This is a genomic window from Thalassospira sp. MIT1004, from assembly GCF_001858545.1.
GTDB lineage: Bacteria > Pseudomonadota > Alphaproteobacteria > Rhodospirillales > Thalassospiraceae > Thalassospira > Thalassospira xiamenensis.
In genome coordinates this window covers 134691-150564 of the sequence record NZ_MCAO01000011.1, presented here as the reverse complement: position 1 = coordinate 150564, position 15874 = coordinate 134691, and the positions used below count along the sequence as shown (strand labels likewise).

12 protein-coding genes are annotated in these 15874 nt (G+C 56.5%); 7 read left to right on the top strand and 5 right to left on the bottom strand.

From position 1 onward, the window contains the following. Nucleotides 1-65: 65 nt before the first annotated feature. From ileS to mutL, 6 genes are all read left to right on the top strand, one after another. Nucleotides 66-2906 carry an isoleucine--tRNA ligase gene (ileS, locus tag BC440_RS05465; RefSeq protein ID WP_065701771.1) on the top strand — a complete coding sequence of 947 codons (2841 nt, stop codon included), beginning with the start codon at nucleotides 66-68 and terminating at the stop codon, nucleotides 2904-2906. Between the two features lie 69 nt (nucleotides 2907-2975). Continuing rightward, nucleotides 2976-3449, top strand: coding sequence for a signal peptidase II (gene lspA / locus BC440_RS05460; protein ID WP_007090158.1), 474 nt, complete (start codon nucleotides 2976-2978; stop codon nucleotides 3447-3449). Nucleotides 3450-3499: 50 nt separating this feature from the next. After that, complete coding sequence (locus BC440_RS05455; protein WP_007090157.1) at nucleotides 3500-4078, top strand: DUF3035 domain-containing protein; 579 nt, start codon at nucleotides 3500-3502, stop codon at nucleotides 4076-4078. 187 nt (nucleotides 4079-4265) lie between these two features. Continuing rightward, nucleotides 4266-5687 carry a pitrilysin family protein gene (locus BC440_RS05450; RefSeq protein ID WP_063093213.1) on the top strand — a complete coding sequence of 474 codons (1422 nt, stop codon included), beginning with the start codon at nucleotides 4266-4268 and terminating at the stop codon, nucleotides 5685-5687. Nucleotides 5688-5689: 2 nt separating this feature from the next. Then, nucleotides 5690-7048, top strand: a complete 1359-nt coding sequence (locus BC440_RS05445; RefSeq protein ID WP_065701770.1) for a pitrilysin family protein — start codon at nucleotides 5690-5692, stop codon at nucleotides 7046-7048. A gap of 119 nt (nucleotides 7049-7167) precedes the next feature. Next, a complete protein-coding gene (gene mutL, locus BC440_RS05440) occupies nucleotides 7168-9111 on the top strand; it encodes a DNA mismatch repair endonuclease MutL (RefSeq protein ID WP_065701769.1) in 1944 nt (647 codons plus the stop codon). Nucleotides 9112-9127: 16 nt separating this feature from the next. Here mutL and BC440_RS05435 read toward each other — a convergent pair whose 3' ends face one another. The 4 genes from BC440_RS05435 to BC440_RS05420 form a co-directional block, all read right to left on the bottom strand. After that, nucleotides 9128-10582, bottom strand: a complete 1455-nt coding sequence (locus tag BC440_RS05435; RefSeq protein ID WP_065701768.1) for a pentapeptide repeat-containing protein — start codon at nucleotides 10580-10582, stop codon at nucleotides 9128-9130. Nucleotides 10583-10599: 17 nt separating this feature from the next. After that, nucleotides 10600-11496 carry an OmpA family protein gene (locus tag BC440_RS05430; RefSeq protein ID WP_074624792.1) on the bottom strand — a complete coding sequence of 299 codons (897 nt, stop codon included), beginning with the start codon at nucleotides 11494-11496 and terminating at the stop codon, nucleotides 10600-10602. 50 nt (nucleotides 11497-11546) lie between these two features. Continuing rightward, nucleotides 11547-12320, bottom strand: coding sequence for a MotA/TolQ/ExbB proton channel family protein (locus BC440_RS05425; protein ID WP_007090151.1), 774 nt, complete (start codon nucleotides 12318-12320; stop codon nucleotides 11547-11549). A 365-nt stretch (nucleotides 12321-12685) separates the two neighbouring features. Then, nucleotides 12686-13537: a GNAT family N-acetyltransferase gene (locus tag BC440_RS05420; RefSeq protein WP_065701766.1), complete on the bottom strand. Its 852-nt coding sequence runs from the start codon at nucleotides 13535-13537 to the stop codon at nucleotides 12686-12688. Nucleotides 13538-13736: 199 nt separating this feature from the next. On the opposite strand from BC440_RS05420, the gene BC440_RS05415 reads away from it, so the two are divergent. Next, nucleotides 13737-14810, top strand: coding sequence for a siderophore-interacting protein (locus tag BC440_RS05415; protein WP_065702139.1), 1074 nt, complete (start codon nucleotides 13737-13739; stop codon nucleotides 14808-14810). Between the two features lie 14 nt (nucleotides 14811-14824). Here the strand turns inward: BC440_RS05415 and BC440_RS05410 are convergent, their stop codons facing one another. Then, nucleotides 14825-15745 carry a hypothetical protein gene (locus BC440_RS05410; RefSeq protein ID WP_065701765.1) on the bottom strand — a complete coding sequence of 307 codons (921 nt, stop codon included), beginning with the start codon at nucleotides 15743-15745 and terminating at the stop codon, nucleotides 14825-14827. Between the last annotated feature and the right edge of the window lie 129 nt (nucleotides 15746-15874).

The window sequence follows — 15874 nt, the reverse complement described above, 5'->3', positions numbered from 1 at the left end:
GGGGGCAGCCAGTATCACCGGGGGTTCGCCCTTGTAATTTGTTTAAAGACGACAGGACCGTCACGATGAGTGTCGAATACAAAAAGACCGTTATCCTGCCCAAGACCGATTTTCCGATGCGGGCGGGTTTGCCAAAGATGGAGCCGACCCTGCTGGAACAGTGGGCGAAAGAGGACCTCTATGGCAAAATTCGCGGTATTTCGGCGGATCGTGAAATGTTTGTCCTGCATGATGGCCCGCCCTATGCCAATGGCCATCTGCATATTGGTCATGCACTCAACAAAATCCTGAAAGACGTGATCACCCGTTCGCAGCAGATGCTGGGCAAGAACGCGGTTTATGTGCCGGGCTGGGATTGTCACGGGCTTCCGATCGAATGGAAGATCGAAGAACAATACCGTGCCAAAGGCAAGAACAAGGACGACGTGCCGATTGCCGAATTCCGCAAGGAATGCCGCGAGTTCGCCCAGAAATGGCTTGATATCCAGCGCGAGGAATTCAAGCGGCTTGGCGTGATGGGCGACTGGGACAATCCCTATGTCACCATGGATTACAAGGCCGAGGCATCGATTGCCCGCGAGCTTGGCAAATTCCTGATGAACGGCTCGCTCTATATGGGCTCGAAGCCGGTCATGTGGTCGGTGGTCGAAAAAACCGCCCTGGCCGAGGCCGAGGTCGAATATCACGACCACACCAGCAAAACGATCCATGTCCGGTTCCCGGTTGTTTCATCCAAGGTCGACGCCCTTTCCGATGCGACGATCCTGATCTGGACCACAACCCCATGGACGATCCCCGGCAACCGCGCGATTTCGTACGGGGCCGAGATCGACTATGTCGTGATCGAAGTGACCGAAACCGCCGAAGAAGCCTGGGCCAAGGTCGGCGAGAAAATGGCGATCTGTGCCGATCTGGTCGAAGACGTTTGTAAAAACGGTCGCATCACCGGGCACAAGGTTGTTGGCAATTTCAAGGGTTCCGACCTTGAAGGCACCATTGCCGCCCATCCGTTCCGTGGGCAGGGTTATGAGTTTGACGTGCCGCTTCTGGCGGCGGATTATGTCACGACCGACACCGGTACCGGCTTTGTCCATACCGCGCCGACGCATGGCCCGGACGATTACCAAACCGGTCTGAAATACGGTCTTGAAATCCCGGAAATGGTGGATGGTGAAGGGGCTTATTACCCGACCGTGCCGCTGTTTGCCGGCAAACGCATCTATGATGAAAATGGCAAGGAAGCCGATGCCAACGAAGCGGTCATTGCCAAGCTGGTCGAGGTTGGCGCGTTGCTGTCGCGCGGGCGTCTGAAGCACTCCTATCCGTGCTCCTGGCGATCCAAGGCGCCGATTATCTATCGCACCACACCGCAATGGTTCATTTCCATGAAGGATAATGACCTGCGCGAAAAGGCGTTGAAGGCGATTGATGAAACCCGCTTTGTGCCGGAAGGCGGGCGTAACCGTCTGCATTCGATGATTGCCAATCGCCCGGACTGGTGCGTTTCGCGCCAGCGTGCCTGGGGGGTGCCGATCACGGTGTTCATCAATAAAAACACCCGTGAACCGCTGCGCGATCAGGACGTGCTGAACCGTGTTTACGACGCCTTCTGCGAAGAAGGTGCCGATGCATGGTTCACCCGCGATGCGCAATATTTCCTGGGCGACAGATATGACGCCAAGGATTTCGAACAGGTCACCGACGTTCTTGACGTCTGGTTTGATTCCGGTTCGACCCATGCCTTCGTGCTGGAAGAACGCCAGGACCTGAAATGGCCGGCTGATCTTTACCTTGAAGGATCGGATCAGCATCGCGGCTGGTTCCATAGCTCTTTGCTGGAATCCTGCGGCACGCGCGGCCGTGCGCCTTATGACGCGGTTCTAACGCACGGTTTCGTTCTGGACGGCGAAGGCCGCAAGATGTCCAAGTCGCTTGGCAACGTCATCGCGCCCCAGGACATCATCAACAAGCTTGGTGCGGATATCCTGCGTCTTTGGGTGGTCAGTTCCGACTATCACGATGACCTGCGCATCAGCCACGAGATCATCGAACGTCATTCGGACATCTATCGCCGCCTGCGTAATACGCTGCGTTTCCTGCTGGGCAATCTTGACGGCTTTACCGAGGCGGAAAAGGTTGCGGATAACGAATTGCCGGAACTGGAACGCTGGGTCCTGCATCGTCTGAGCAAGCTGGACGATCTGGTGCGCAAGACGACGGCGGATTTCGATTTCCATACGCTGTTTATCGAACTGCATAACTTCTGTGCGCTTGATATGTCGGCGTTTTACCTCGATATCCGCAAGGACGCGCTTTATTGCGACGCGCCAAGCAGTGCCAAACGCCGTGCGGCGCGTACCGTTATGGACCGCGTGTTTGACAGTCTGGTGCGCTGGCTGGCACCGGTTCTGTGCTTTACCGCCGACGAGGCATGGCGCGCGCGCTATGGTGCCGACAGTTCGGTTCATTCCGAGACGTTCAACACGATCTCGGATGGCTGGAAAAACGACGCGCTGGCCGCCAAGTGGGAAAAAATCCGCAAGCTGCGTCGCGTTGTAACCGGTGCGCTGGAACTGGAACGTGCCGAAAAACGCATCGGGGCCAGCCTTGATGCCGCACCGAAGGTCTATGCAACGGCGGAATATGTCGAAGCGCTTAATGGCCTTAATCTTGCCGAAATCGCCATCACATCTGATGTAGAACTGATCACCGGCGACGCACCCGAAGGGGCCTATACCCTTGAAGAAGTTACCGGCGTTGGTGTGGTTCCGGCATTGGCCGAGGGCGAGAAATGCGAGCGTTGCTGGCAGACATTGCCCGAAGTCGGCAGCCACCCGGTGCACAAAACCGTGTGCCTGCGCTGTGCTGATGCCGTTGATGAAATGGGGATCGAGGCCGCCCAATAAGGCGGCCCGTTTCCGGTTCTGGTCTGTCCATTCGGAAGACCGTGTTCAGGCAAGACAGAAAGAGTGTTGATGAAACATCGTGCCTTTGTCTTTGGGCTGGTCATTATTGCGGTTGTCTTTGCCGTCGATCAGTGGACCAAGCAGCTGGCGATTGACGGATTGTCAAACCCGCATCGCGTGATTGAAGTCACGCCGTTCATGAATTTCCTGCTGGCATGGAACAGTGGCGTTTCATTCGGCCTGTTCCAGGGGCAGGCGCCGTGGGTCATGATTTTGGCGACGGCGGCAATTACCGTCGGCTTCCTGATCTGGATGTGGCGGACGCGCGACCGGTTGTTGGGCATTGCGCTGGCGCTTGTGGTTGGCGGGGCGGTTGGCAACCTTGTTGACCGGTTGCGTCACGGGGCGGTAACCGACTTTATCGATATGCATGTTGCAGGCTATCATTGGCCGGTTTTCAACATTGCGGACAGCGCAATTACGATTGGTGCAGTCCTTTTGTTGATCGATTCCCTGTTTGGCGGTAAAAAATCATCCAGGTAATTTTTGATCCGGCAATTCCGTGCCGGAGACTGAGTGGTAAAGAGGCATCAATGGCCCGGAAACTATCGACATCGATTTTCAAAGTTGCGCTGCTGGGCGGTTTGGCATTTGCCGTGTCCGGTTGTGAATCAACGCGTGAAACGTTTGGTCTGAACAAAACGGCTCCGGACGAGTTTCAGGTTGTTTCCCGTGCACCGCTGAGCCTGCCGCCTGATTTCACGCTGCGTGTTCCGGAACCGGGCGCACCGCGCCCGCAGACCGGCACGACCACCGATCAGGCGCGTCGTATCCTGACCGGTGAAGACCCGGACGCGGTCAAGCGTGATATCACCGATGGCAATCGCAGTCAGGGGCAGGTTGCCCTGCTGTCGCAGTCGGGCGCGCAATATGCCGATCCGGCAATCCGCACCACGGTTGATCGTGAAACATCGATCTTTATCGAAGAAAGCGACAGCGTCGTCGACAAGCTGATCTTCTGGCAGGAAAAACCGCAATTTGGCACCCAGGTTGATGCCGAAGCCGAAGCCAAGCGCATCCGCGATCAGCAGGCATTGGGTGAGTCGGTTTCCGAAGGTGAAACACCGGTCATCGAACGCCGTCAGAAAGGCTGGCTGGAAGATATCTTCTAGGGTGTTGCGGTCACTTTCCGGTGAGTTGTCCCGGAAATAGAACAAAATTCGAATTATGGCAGGGCGCGGTCTTTCCGCGCCCTTGTTCTGTCATATTCAGTTCTTAATCAAAACTTGTCCGTTGCCGTATAGATCAGGCACCCTGCCTGCTTCCTGGCGATCCTGCTTATAGCATTGGGATGACGTAATGACATTTCCGACCCGATCCCCGATTTCGATATTTGCGCGCGGGCCAATTGGCCTGCTTGCCGCTGTTCTTATGATCCTGAGCCCCCATTTGGCCGGGGCGGCGGTTTTCAGCCCGCAAACCATGACCCTTGATAACGGCATGCAGGTTGTGCTGGTGGAAAATCACCGCGCCCCGGTCGTAACCCATATGGTCTGGTACAAGGTCGGATCCGCCGACGAGACTGAGGGCGTATCAGGGATTGCCCATTTCCTTGAACATCTGATGTTCAAGGGTACGAAGGACATTGCCCCGGGTGATTTTTCCAAGATCGTTGCGCGCAATGGCGGCAATGACAATGCATTCACCGCATGGGACTATACCGGGTATTTCCAGAATATCGCGCGTGACCGGCTTGAAATGGTCATGCAGATGGAAGCCGACCGGATGCAGAATCTTCAGCTTTCCGATGATGTGGTTTTACCCGAACGCGACGTGATCATCGAAGAACGCAGATCACGGATTGATAACAATCCCGGTGCGCTTCTGGGTGAACAGATGCGGGCTGCCCTTTATATGGCCCATCCCTATGGCCGGTCGATCATCGGCTGGCTCAATGAGATGGAAACCCTGTCGACCGATGACGCGCTGGCGTTTTATCGCAAATGGTATGCGCCCAATAACGCCATTCTGGTCGTGGCCGGGGACATCACCATGGATCAGCTTAAACCGCTGGCCGAAAAATATTATGGTGTCATTCCGGCGGGCGACGTTGCCACCCGCCACCGTGTCAAGGAACCGACCCAGCATGCCCCGCGCAAGGTAACGCTGACCGATCCGCGCGTCGGGCAGGCATCCATGTCGCGTTATTACCTTGCACCGTCCTACAACAGCGAAAATGCCGATCAGGCCGCCCCGCTTGAGGTCCTGAGCGAAATCCTTGGATCGGGCACGACCAGCCGTTTCTTCCGATCCCTTGTTGTCGATCAGTCGATTGCGACCAGTGCCGGGACTTTCTATGACCCGGTTGCGGTTGATCTGGCAAGCTTTGGCCTGTATGCCGTCCCGCGCGACGGTGTCGAACTGGCCGATCTGGAGAAGGCGGTAGATGCCGAAATTGCCAAGGTTGCGGAAAATGGCGTGACCGAGGAAGAACTGGCGCGTGCCAAGCAGAAGCTTCTTGATAGTGCGGTTTTCGCCCGTGACTCCCTTTCGGCGGCTGCGCGTACCCTGGGCGAAGCGCTGGCGGTTGGTTTGACCGTCGATCAGGTTGAAAGCTGGCCGGATCGGATCAAGTCGGTAACGGTCGAGCAGGTCAACGAAGCTGCCAAATCGGTATTTGACGATAAACGTTCAGTAACCGGCTGGTTGCAGCCGCCCGAAGGCGGCCCGGTGAACGGCATGCCAACCGCGCCGGTCACCGGCGAGCAGGAGGTGCATTGATCATGAGCTATATTGCAAAGACAATTCCGGTAATGAAAATGCGCAAAACCCTGCTGGGGCTGGCATCGGCCACCCTGTTGATGACGTCATTTGCCAGCCACGCAAGGGCTGTCGAGGTACAGGAAGTCACATCGGATGGCGGCATTACCGCATGGCTGATCGAAGATCACCTGAACCCGCTTCTGACGGTTGATTTTGCCTTCAAGGGGGCCGGTTCCGCGACCGACCCGGAAGGCAAGGGGGGGCTTGCCAATATGGTGTCGGGCCTGATCGACGAGGGGGCTGGCGAAATGGACAGCCAGACCTTCCGCACCGAAATGGAAGACCGGTCGATCAGCATTTCCTTTGATGCCGGTCGCGATGATTTTTCCGGATCAATGGTGACATTGACGCGCGAACGCGACACGGCGATTGATCTTCTGCGTCTGGCGCTTACCGAGCCGCGCTTTGACGACGAGGCGGTTGAACGCATCCGTGCACAGGTGATTTCGGGCTTGCGCCGGGCGGAAAATGATCCGGGCGATATTGCCGGCAAGGCGTTTTTCAAATCGATCTTTGGTGATCATCCCTATGCCAATCCGGTATCGGGAACGATGGCATCGGTCAGTAGCCTGAATGCCAATGATTTCCGTGAATTTGTCCGTCATGCCATGGCGCGCGACAATCTGGTGATCGGGGTCGCGGGCGATATCACGGCCGAGGAACTCGGCCCATTGCTTGACGAAGCCTTTGGCGGTCTGCCGGACAAAAGCGACCTTCCGGCCATTCCCGAAGTCACGCCAAAATTTGGCGGGATCGAGGTCATTCAGCAGGACATCCCGCAAAGCCAGGCAGTCTGGGGCCAGAAGGGTATCGCGCGCAAGGACCCGGATTTCTATGCCGCCTATGTCATGAACTATATCCTTGGCGGCGGCGGTTTTTCATCGCGCCTGACAGAGGAAGTGCGTGAAAAGCGCGGCCTTGCTTACGGCGTATACAGCTATCTGGCCGATATGGACAAGGCTGAGCTGATCACGGGCGGAGTTGCGACGCGCAACGATGCCATCGGCCAAAGCCTGTCGATTATTGGCGATGAATGGCAGAAGATGAAGGACAAAGGCGTGTCGCAGGAAGAACTCGATAACGCCAAATCCTATCTGACCGGGGCCTTCCCGCTGCGCTTTACCAGCCTTGGCAACCTGTCGGGCATGCTGGTTGGCATGCAGATGCAGGAACTGGGCAAGGACTTCCTTGATAAACGCAATAGCTTTGTCGAGGCCGTCACCCTTGATGACGTCAACCGGGTTGCCAGCGAACTGCTTGATCCGGCCAATGTTACCGTGACGGTGGTGGGCAAACCCGAAGGCGATCTGGCGTTTTAAGCCGATCCTGACTTTAAAATGTACAAAGCGCGGTGAAAGGCATTTCGCCGCGCTTTGTGCTTTGATAGGTTCGTTTCAATCACAATAATATCACCCCGATTTAACGAGCATTTCCCTTCATGACCCTGCGCGTCCTGCCCCAGAACCTGATCAACCAAATTGCCGCCGGTGAGGTGGTTGAACGCCCGGCTGCGGCGTTGAAGGAACTGGTGGAAAATGCGCTGGATGCCGGGGCAACGCGGGTAGACGTGACCTTGCGCGATGGTGGGCGGACCCTGTTGTCGGTGACTGACGATGGCAAGGGCATGACGCCCGATGAACTTGGCCTTGCGGTCGAACGTCACGCGACGTCCAAGCTGCCCGATGATGATCTGTTCAATATCGGTTTTATGGGGTTTCGCGGCGAAGCCTTACCATCCATCGGATCGGTATCACGGATGCGCCTGACCAGTCGGGTGCGCGGGGCGGAAAATGCCTGGACGTTGACGGTTGAAGGTGGGGCGAAAAGCGTACCGGAACCGGTGGCCCACCCGTTTGGCACGCGAGTTGAGGTACGCGACCTTTTCTATGCGACACCCGCCCGGCTGAAGTTTCTTAAAACCGCGCGGACCGAACAGATGTATGCGCGCGAAATCATGGATCGGCTGGCGATGGCGCGGCCCGATGTTGGCTTTACCCTGTCGGGGGACGGCAACAAGCAGATTTTGAATTACCCGGCCTGCGAAGGTGATTTGTTCGATGCCCGCCTGAAACGGCTGGGGGCAGTTATGGGCCGTGAATTTCAGGATAACGCCCTTCAGATCGAAGCAGAACGCGAAGGCATTCGCCTGACCGGCTATGCCGGGGTGCCGACATTGAATCGTGGCAACGCGCAGATGCAGTTCATGTTTGTCAATGGCCGCCCGGTCAAGGACCGGCTGTTGCAGGGGGCGGTGCGCGGGGCCTATCAGGATTTTCTGGCGCGCGACCGTCATCCGTTGCTGGCGCTGTTTTTTGAACTTTCGCCCCGTGATGTTGACGTCAACGTCCATCCTGGCAAAACCGAGGTCCGGTTCCGTGATCCGGGCATGGTTCGTGGGTTGATCGTCGGCGCGCTCAAACACGCCTTGGCCGGGGCCGGGCACCGGGCATCGACCACGGTGGCCGATATGGCGCTGGGCGCAGCCCGGCGCGAAGGTGACGGACCATCCTTGCCCTATGGCGGCGGGCGCCCCGCCTCGGGCGGGTATAATTTCGGGTCCTATCAACCCAGCCATCCAGGTTCGGCAGCCATACAGCGCGATTACGCGGCACAGGCACCGGCAACCTCGTTTGGTGGCCTGTTTGATCGCGGGCGTGATTTTGCCGGTGGAGAGACCGGCGGTGATAATGGCGGATTTGCCGCGGCTGCCGCCAGTGCGCTGGCCGGGGGATATGGTGGCGGGTATGCCGGTGCTGCCCCGTCGGCACGGATCGACGACACTGATGTCGCCAAATTTGTTGATCATCCGCTGGGCGCTGCGCGCGGGCAGGTGCATGCAAACTATATCATCGCCCAGACCCGCGATGGCTTGGTGATTGTTGATCAGCATGCCGCCCACGAACGCATTGTCTATGAACGTATGAAGGCCGATCTGGCGGAAAATGGCGTTAAACGGCAGGGATTGCTGTTGCCCGAAGTCGTCGAACTGGACGAGGCATCTGCCGAACGGGTGGCTGAGCGTGCCGAAGAATTTGCCGAATTGGGGTTGGTGATCGAGCCGTTTGGCCCCGGTGCGCTGGTGGTGCGCGAAGTGCCCGCAATGCTGGGCAAGGTTGATGTTGCGGGGCTGGTGCGCGATCTGGCCGACGAGATCGTCGAACTGGGGCAGGGCATGGCCCTTAAGGACCGGCTGATGTATGTCTGCGCGACCATGGCATGCCATGGGTCGGTGCGGTCCGGGCGGAAGCTCAATGCTGATGAAATGAATGCACTATTGCGCCAGATGGAAGCCACCCCGCATTCAGGGCAGTGCAACCATGGCCGCCCGACCTATGTTGAACTGAAACTGCACGACATCGAAAAGATGTTTGGTCGGCGCTAGGCTTTAAGCCTGATCCTTAATCCTTGAGCTTCATGTCACGTGGCAGGCGGGTATTGGCGTTGATCCGTGCGCCTTGGATCTGTTCGGCGAACAATCCCTTGGCCGTGGACAGATCGGCATCGCGGAAATCGGTTTGGGCAAGATTGGCACCGCTCAGATCGCAATTGTGCAGTGTCATGGCGCGAAATGATGCACCTGCCAGATCAGAGCCGAGAAACACCGTGTTGCGCAAGATGGCATCGGTAAAGCTGGCACCGGAAAGACGGGTGGCGGCAAGCACGGCATGATCCAGATTGCAGCCGATGAAATCGCCCGCCGTCATATCGCAACGACGCAGCACCGCCTTTTTGCAATTGGCATTGCGAAATGACACATGCGGCAAGGCACATCGGGTCAGGTCGATGCCTTCAAGATCGGCATCGCGCAGATCGGCGTGCCTGATCGACATCATCGCCCCCTCCTTGCCGCCGGTATCAACCCAAAGCCGATGCCCCTTAAGGGCTTCGGTCAGATCGATTTCAACCAGCTTTTCATCAACGCTGGTGTCGGCCGGGTCTGCGTCTTCTGCCCTGTCATCGGTCAGTTTGGCGGTTTCAAGCGGTTGCGGCACGGGGGAAAGCACCGCGCGAACGGATTCTGCCGCATCAAGGTTATAGTCGCGCTGCGTTTTCCCCGGTTTGGCATCAGAGGTTTCAATGCCGATCTTGGCACTGGTGGAGCGTTTGGTGTCCAACGTCTGTGTGACCGTGGCAGCGTTGCGTGATGATGTTTTGGAGTGCATCGCAGGTTTCAGGGTGACGGACCGCGACGGTCGCGGTTTGGCTGCGGGCTTTTCGCCATTCTGATCCGATGCCGGTTCCTCGGCAGGTTCAGGCGATTTGATGTCGTCATGACGTCGGGCCGGTTTTTCAATCTCGCGGTCGATCAGGGCGCTGGCATTGCGGGGCTGGCGTATTTTGCGCGATGGTTCGGCGACATTATCGCCTTCGCGTGCCGGGCCGAAATAATTGTCTTCGAATACGAAGCGGCGCGGCTTTTTAATCACGGTTTGAACGATCTTGCGCAAACGGTCGGCGTCGACCGGCTGGCGAAAGACGCCTTCAATCCCGGCTTCGACCGCATCGCGCATGGCGCGACGATCCAGTTTTGGCGCGCCTAGCAAGACCGGGACCTGATTGCAGAATGGATCGGCATCCGACGCGCTTTGACGCAGGTCGCGAATGGTCGAAATACCGCGAATACCGTCCAGATAAAGACCTATCAGGATCAGATCCGGGCGGTGTTTACGGGTCAGTTCGATGATGGCGTCGCGGTCGTCACTCGCATGAAAGGCCGCCAGATGCAGCGGTTCAAGTGCTGTCTGCACTGCCTTGATGTTCCGGTCACTGTAATCGGCATACAGGACGGATAGTTTTTTTGGCGACCGCGTTGTCATTCCACCAAGCTTGCCTGCTTTATCGAGTTTTGTCACCCGGTTGCATCCGATGATTACTGGTTGCCCGGTACTGAAAAGCTTCGACGTTGTTCGGGTGATGGAATGCCATCACTGCCTGTTTCCGTGTTTGTGCCACCGGTCGGTCCGGATGTCGTCGCGCCGCTATTGTTTCCGGCGTCATCGACCATTTCGATCATGATTTCGACGCGTCGGTTTTGTGCCCGGCCTTCGGGCGTGCTGTTGTCGGCAATCGGGCGGCTGTCACCGTGGCCCTGCACAACCATGCGGGCCGGGTCGGTACCATTCTGATCAATCATGTAATGGATGACCGATGTGGCCCGCGCCGCCGATAAATCCCAGTTCGAGATATAGGGCGAATTTGACGATACCGGAATGTTATCGGTGTGGCCGGAAACCACGACCTGACCTTCGGTCTGATTGATGACCGGTACAAGCCGGTTCAGGATGGCCGCAAATTCCGCTGTCATCCCCGAAGAGCCGGATGGAAAGGCAATCTCGTTTGGAAAACGGACAACCACGTCGCCGTCTTTTCGATCAACGCCGATCTGGTTTGTCATGCCCATTTTATGAAGCACGGTTTCCAGTGTTTCTTCGAGGGCCTCGGCCTTTTCAGATTTGCTGTCGCCTTCCTTTATCTCGATCTCGGGCGTTTCGACGGGCGGGATGTTGGAAACAATGCGGGGGGTGTCAGGGGTCGGCTGTTTCAGCGCCTTGCCAAGGATCGAACCATCAAGTTCGACAACACCGGCCAGTTCGTCCTGCTTGCTAAAGCCAAACGCGGTTTTGACCGATCCGGCAATCTGTTTGTATTTGATGACATCCATTTCGGCAAAGGTGAGCAACAGCACAAACAGCACGAGCAGCAATGACATGAGATCGGCGAATGTCGCCATCCATGCGGGAGCTCCTGCTGCCGGTTTCTTTGCCATCTTCTACGCCTGTTGCCTTATGTATCTGTCGTAAATGAATGTTGCGCGGTTTATTCGCCGCCTTCGCTGTCGGTATCTTTGGGGATACCGCCCGGCAAATAGGGCCCAAGAATTTCCTTCATCACCAATGGGCTTTGGCTTGATTGAATCTGGACCACAGATTCGATAATCAACTGCTTGGTGCTTTTAAGCTGTTCGACCTTAAGGGCCAATTTGTCGGCAACCGGAAGCGCAATCAGGTTGGCTAGAACCGCACCATAAAAGGTGGTCAGCATCGCAATCGCCATGGCCGGGCCGATGGCATCGGGGTCCGACAGGTTGGCCAGCATCTGCACCAGACCGACCAGTGTGCCGATCATGCCAAAGGCCGGGGCGGTATCACCAATCCCGCGGAACATCAGTTCGCCAAGTTCGTCATTCTGGATCGATTTTTCGACCTCGCTCGAGATCGAACTTCGAATGACTTCACCGCTATGGCCATCAACACACATGCGAATGCCGCGCGCCATGATGTCGTTTTCAATCTCGACATTCTCAAGCCCCAGAAGGCCGTTCTTGCGCACCAGTGTTGAAAGTTCGATGGCCTTTTCATAGATCGACAGCGGATCTTCCTTTGGGTTCTTGAAGGCGATCCTGATCCCGATCTTCAGCGACTTGATCACATCACGCATCGGGAATTTAATCAGCGTTGCCGCCGCCGTGCCGCCAAAAACAACCATGATCGATGGCAGATCGACAAAGGCATTCAGGCTGCCGCCCATAAGGATGGCGCCAAAGATAACCCCCATACCGGCGACGATCCCGATAAGTGTTGCAATATCCATGATGCTTATACGTTTTCCGGCGTTATGAATTCATGCGGCAAAAGCTGGTTCGGGATCGAAAAAGGCAATCTTTCTTCCAGACTGTCAGGCAGCCATTCTGTTCTGGCAAACATCAAAACGCGGTACCCCTGATACGTGTCATGGTGTTGGCGGTTATATTTTCCGTTTCAATCCATCAAATTGGGAGGTTGCAGACGGATTTTCCATAGCAAGCGGATAAAATCCGGCATAATTCGTTCGCTCGGCGCGAACAATCCATATCTGTGCCTTCCCGATCCGCTTATATGCTTATCGCGAATGTCTAGGACATACTATACGTTTGTTAGTCGACTTTTGTCGGGGGCTCAACCCACCGGTAAGGATAGTCAGCCTAATTCAAACGATGTAATGCCAAACGTCATTTCAAGATTCAGTTCTGGGGCTTTGCCGCGATACATGCGCGCGGTTTCAAATTCCGCCTGCATGCCGTGTTCTTCGACCAGGGCACGGGCGGCTTCATTGCCATCGGGGATATCAAGATAGACCGGCTGATCCTGTTCCTTGCGGGTGGCAAGCAGGGCTTGGAACAGGGTGCGGGCATCGTCGATATTGTCGGCAAAAAGCGGCCCGACCTTATGCCCGGTGCGGCACGGCCGGATCACGCCATAGCCGCGCAATCCCATCGGGCCGCGAAGAGCCAGTGCGGTGTGCTTTTCCGCAGAAATCCAGCCGCGCAGAAACTCGATCCGGCTTTCCGGGAACAGTTTGCAGGTCTGTTCGAAGGCATCAATGATGGCGATATCATTGATCAGAAGTTCGAACAGGTCGTCGTTTTGCGGGTTTTGTGCCGTAACCACGCCGCCAAAGCGCAGGTTGCGATGGGCCAACTCAAAGCCAGATTTACGATAGTTTTCCTGCTGATCGACAACGCCATCAAGACCGATTGTTTTGGCAACCGCCTCGCCCAGCACGGTTTCCCAAAGCCGCAAACCAAGGCCTTCGCCGCGACGATCAGGGCGGCAGATGTAAAAGCCGACAAATCCGTAATCCGAATTGTAATGCACGGCTGAAATCACGGCGGCCAGCCCCTGTTTGTCAAACGTCCCCCAGAAGCCCAGCGGATCGGTATTGAAAAACGCATCCGCGTCCGAAAAACCCGGATTCCAGCCTTCCTGTGCGGCCCAATCAACGGCAGTGGCGAATTCAAAGGACTTCAGGCGGCGGATTTTATCGGTCATGGCATTGTTTCGTCTTTATGGATCATGGACTTCCGGTCATTCATGCATTGGTGCACGCATCCGACCGGTGCGGGTCGGGCCATGATGTAACATGACCCGACGATTGCAATGACAATAATTTTATTGAGAATGCCTATCAGTTTTATTATCAATGATGCACGGTCAATCGTTGCCCCCAACCGCCACCGAAAGTCATCTGATGCCTGTAAAGTCTGACAGCCCGCTGATTGCCAAAACCCGCATCGTTCTGAGCGCAAGTGCCGATGTCGCAAACGCGGTTGCAGCTTATTATGCCGAACATGATTGCGATGTGACGAACGATGACAACGGTGCGAAGATTTCACTTTCGGTCGGGCATCTGACTTTGCAGCCCGGTGAAAAGCACCTTGATATCGAAGTCGGCTCAAAAAGCGAGGCCGGTGTTGCACAGATGAAGGCCGCACTTATTGCCATCCTGCAAAGCATCGTACCCGAAGCCGATCTTGACTGCCGCTGGAAGGGGGCGGGGGAAAGCAACGGCAAGCTGCCGAACTTCCGGGAACTTCGTGTGATTGGTGTGACGGACCTGTCATCTCATATGCGCCGGTTGCGGCTGGCGGGGGATGATCTGGAATTTTACGATGGCGATGGCATTCACATGCGCCTTCTGATCCCGCCACGTGATGTTGGCGAACCGCAATGGCCGACATTGGCCCCCAATGGTATGGTGGTCTGGCCCGAGGGTGAAAATGCGGTTGCGCCAAGGGTTTACACCATCCGCCGGATCGATGCCAAGGCAGGCTGGATCGAGGTGGACTTTGTCATGCATGGCGATAACGGCCCCGGGTCTGCCTTTGCGCTTCATGCGCAACCGGGGGACCGGATCGGCATGACCGGGCCGCTGGGTGGGGAACTGCCCGATGCCGACTGGTTCCTGTTTGCAGGTGACGAAACCGCCCTTCCGGCGATTGGCCGTTATCTTGAAGAACTGCCCGAACATGCCAGCGGACATGCATTGATCGAGATACAAAGTTCGGCTGACATCATCGATCTGGCCACCAAAAGCCGGATCGCGATTGAATGGGTGTGTCGTGATACCCATCCCGCAACCGATACCAGTCCGATCCGCGAGGCGGTCAGCCGTATCGAAGTGCCCAAGGATCGGGCGCGTGTCTATTGCTGGGCCGGGGTCGAGCAGGCCAGCTATAAATCCATTCATCAGATATGGCGGAAGGAAGTCGGCCTTGACCGTGATCAGTGTCTCGCCATGACCTTCTGGCGCAAGACGGCCTGATTTTTGTTCAGGTGCTATTGGACTGATTTGCTTCGGTCGTGCAGTTCGGGGGCGAAATGGGCGATGGCCTGATCAAGGTCGACCAGAATTTCCGCAACCAGCAGATTGCCTTGTTGCGTGCCTGCCAGTTCGATCACGGCGCGAATGATATCGTGATTGGTCGGACGGGGGCCTGTGGTGATGGCTTTGGCGTGATCGAAGACTTGTTGTCGCGCCGCAAGAAAGGCCGCCATTTCGTCGGCAGCCGTCGGATCGTTTCCTGATTGTGTGTCATGCAATGCACGTTTCAGTGACAGGCCGGTCATATGGCTGCTGCTGGCAAACAGGGTCGCGGTGATCATGCGAAATGCCAGCGCATCCTGCGCCAGCTTTTTACGAACAACCGGATCGGTGATGACGTTCAGCGCGAAAAGATCGGCTTCGATTTCGTTATCGCGTTCCTTGGTGCCGCCATCGCCGAAATGTGACGGATCGCAATGGCGCACTTCGTGGCGCATCAACCAGCCATAGGTCAGATCGGCACTGCTGGAATAGTGAAGCTGATTGCCAAACCAGCCGCGCATCAGGTCGGCGAAAATTTCAGTCCCGCTACCCGGTGCGATTTTTGCCGGAATGAAAATCTGGCACGGTACTGCCTGATTGTTGCCGCGGCGTCCCGATACGGTAAAGGGCGACTGCGGCAGTTTGGCAAACAGCAGATCCACACCTTTTATGTTATCAAGGCCAAGCGTCCGATCAATGATCGACAGAAAGGAAGCACGGTCGGCGAAACTGTGCAGTGCAACCTTTTCATAACGGTTCAGGTCACGTTCGATGTCTGCAAGGGTTCTGAATTCCTGTGCTTTTGCAGGTAATGCCACGCCACCCGCCATGCCCGACAGCAGACAGCTAAAACAGGCAGTCGACAGATAGCGATAGAATACAGATTTCACCATGCTCCCAGTATGCCGTTCTGGAAGGCTCAGGGCGAGATCAAACTGATGCCGGTTTCAGGCACCCAGCTTGCGGGCGGCGGCAATCGCGCGGCGGATTTTTGCCAATCGGCGCGATGCCCGTTTAAGATC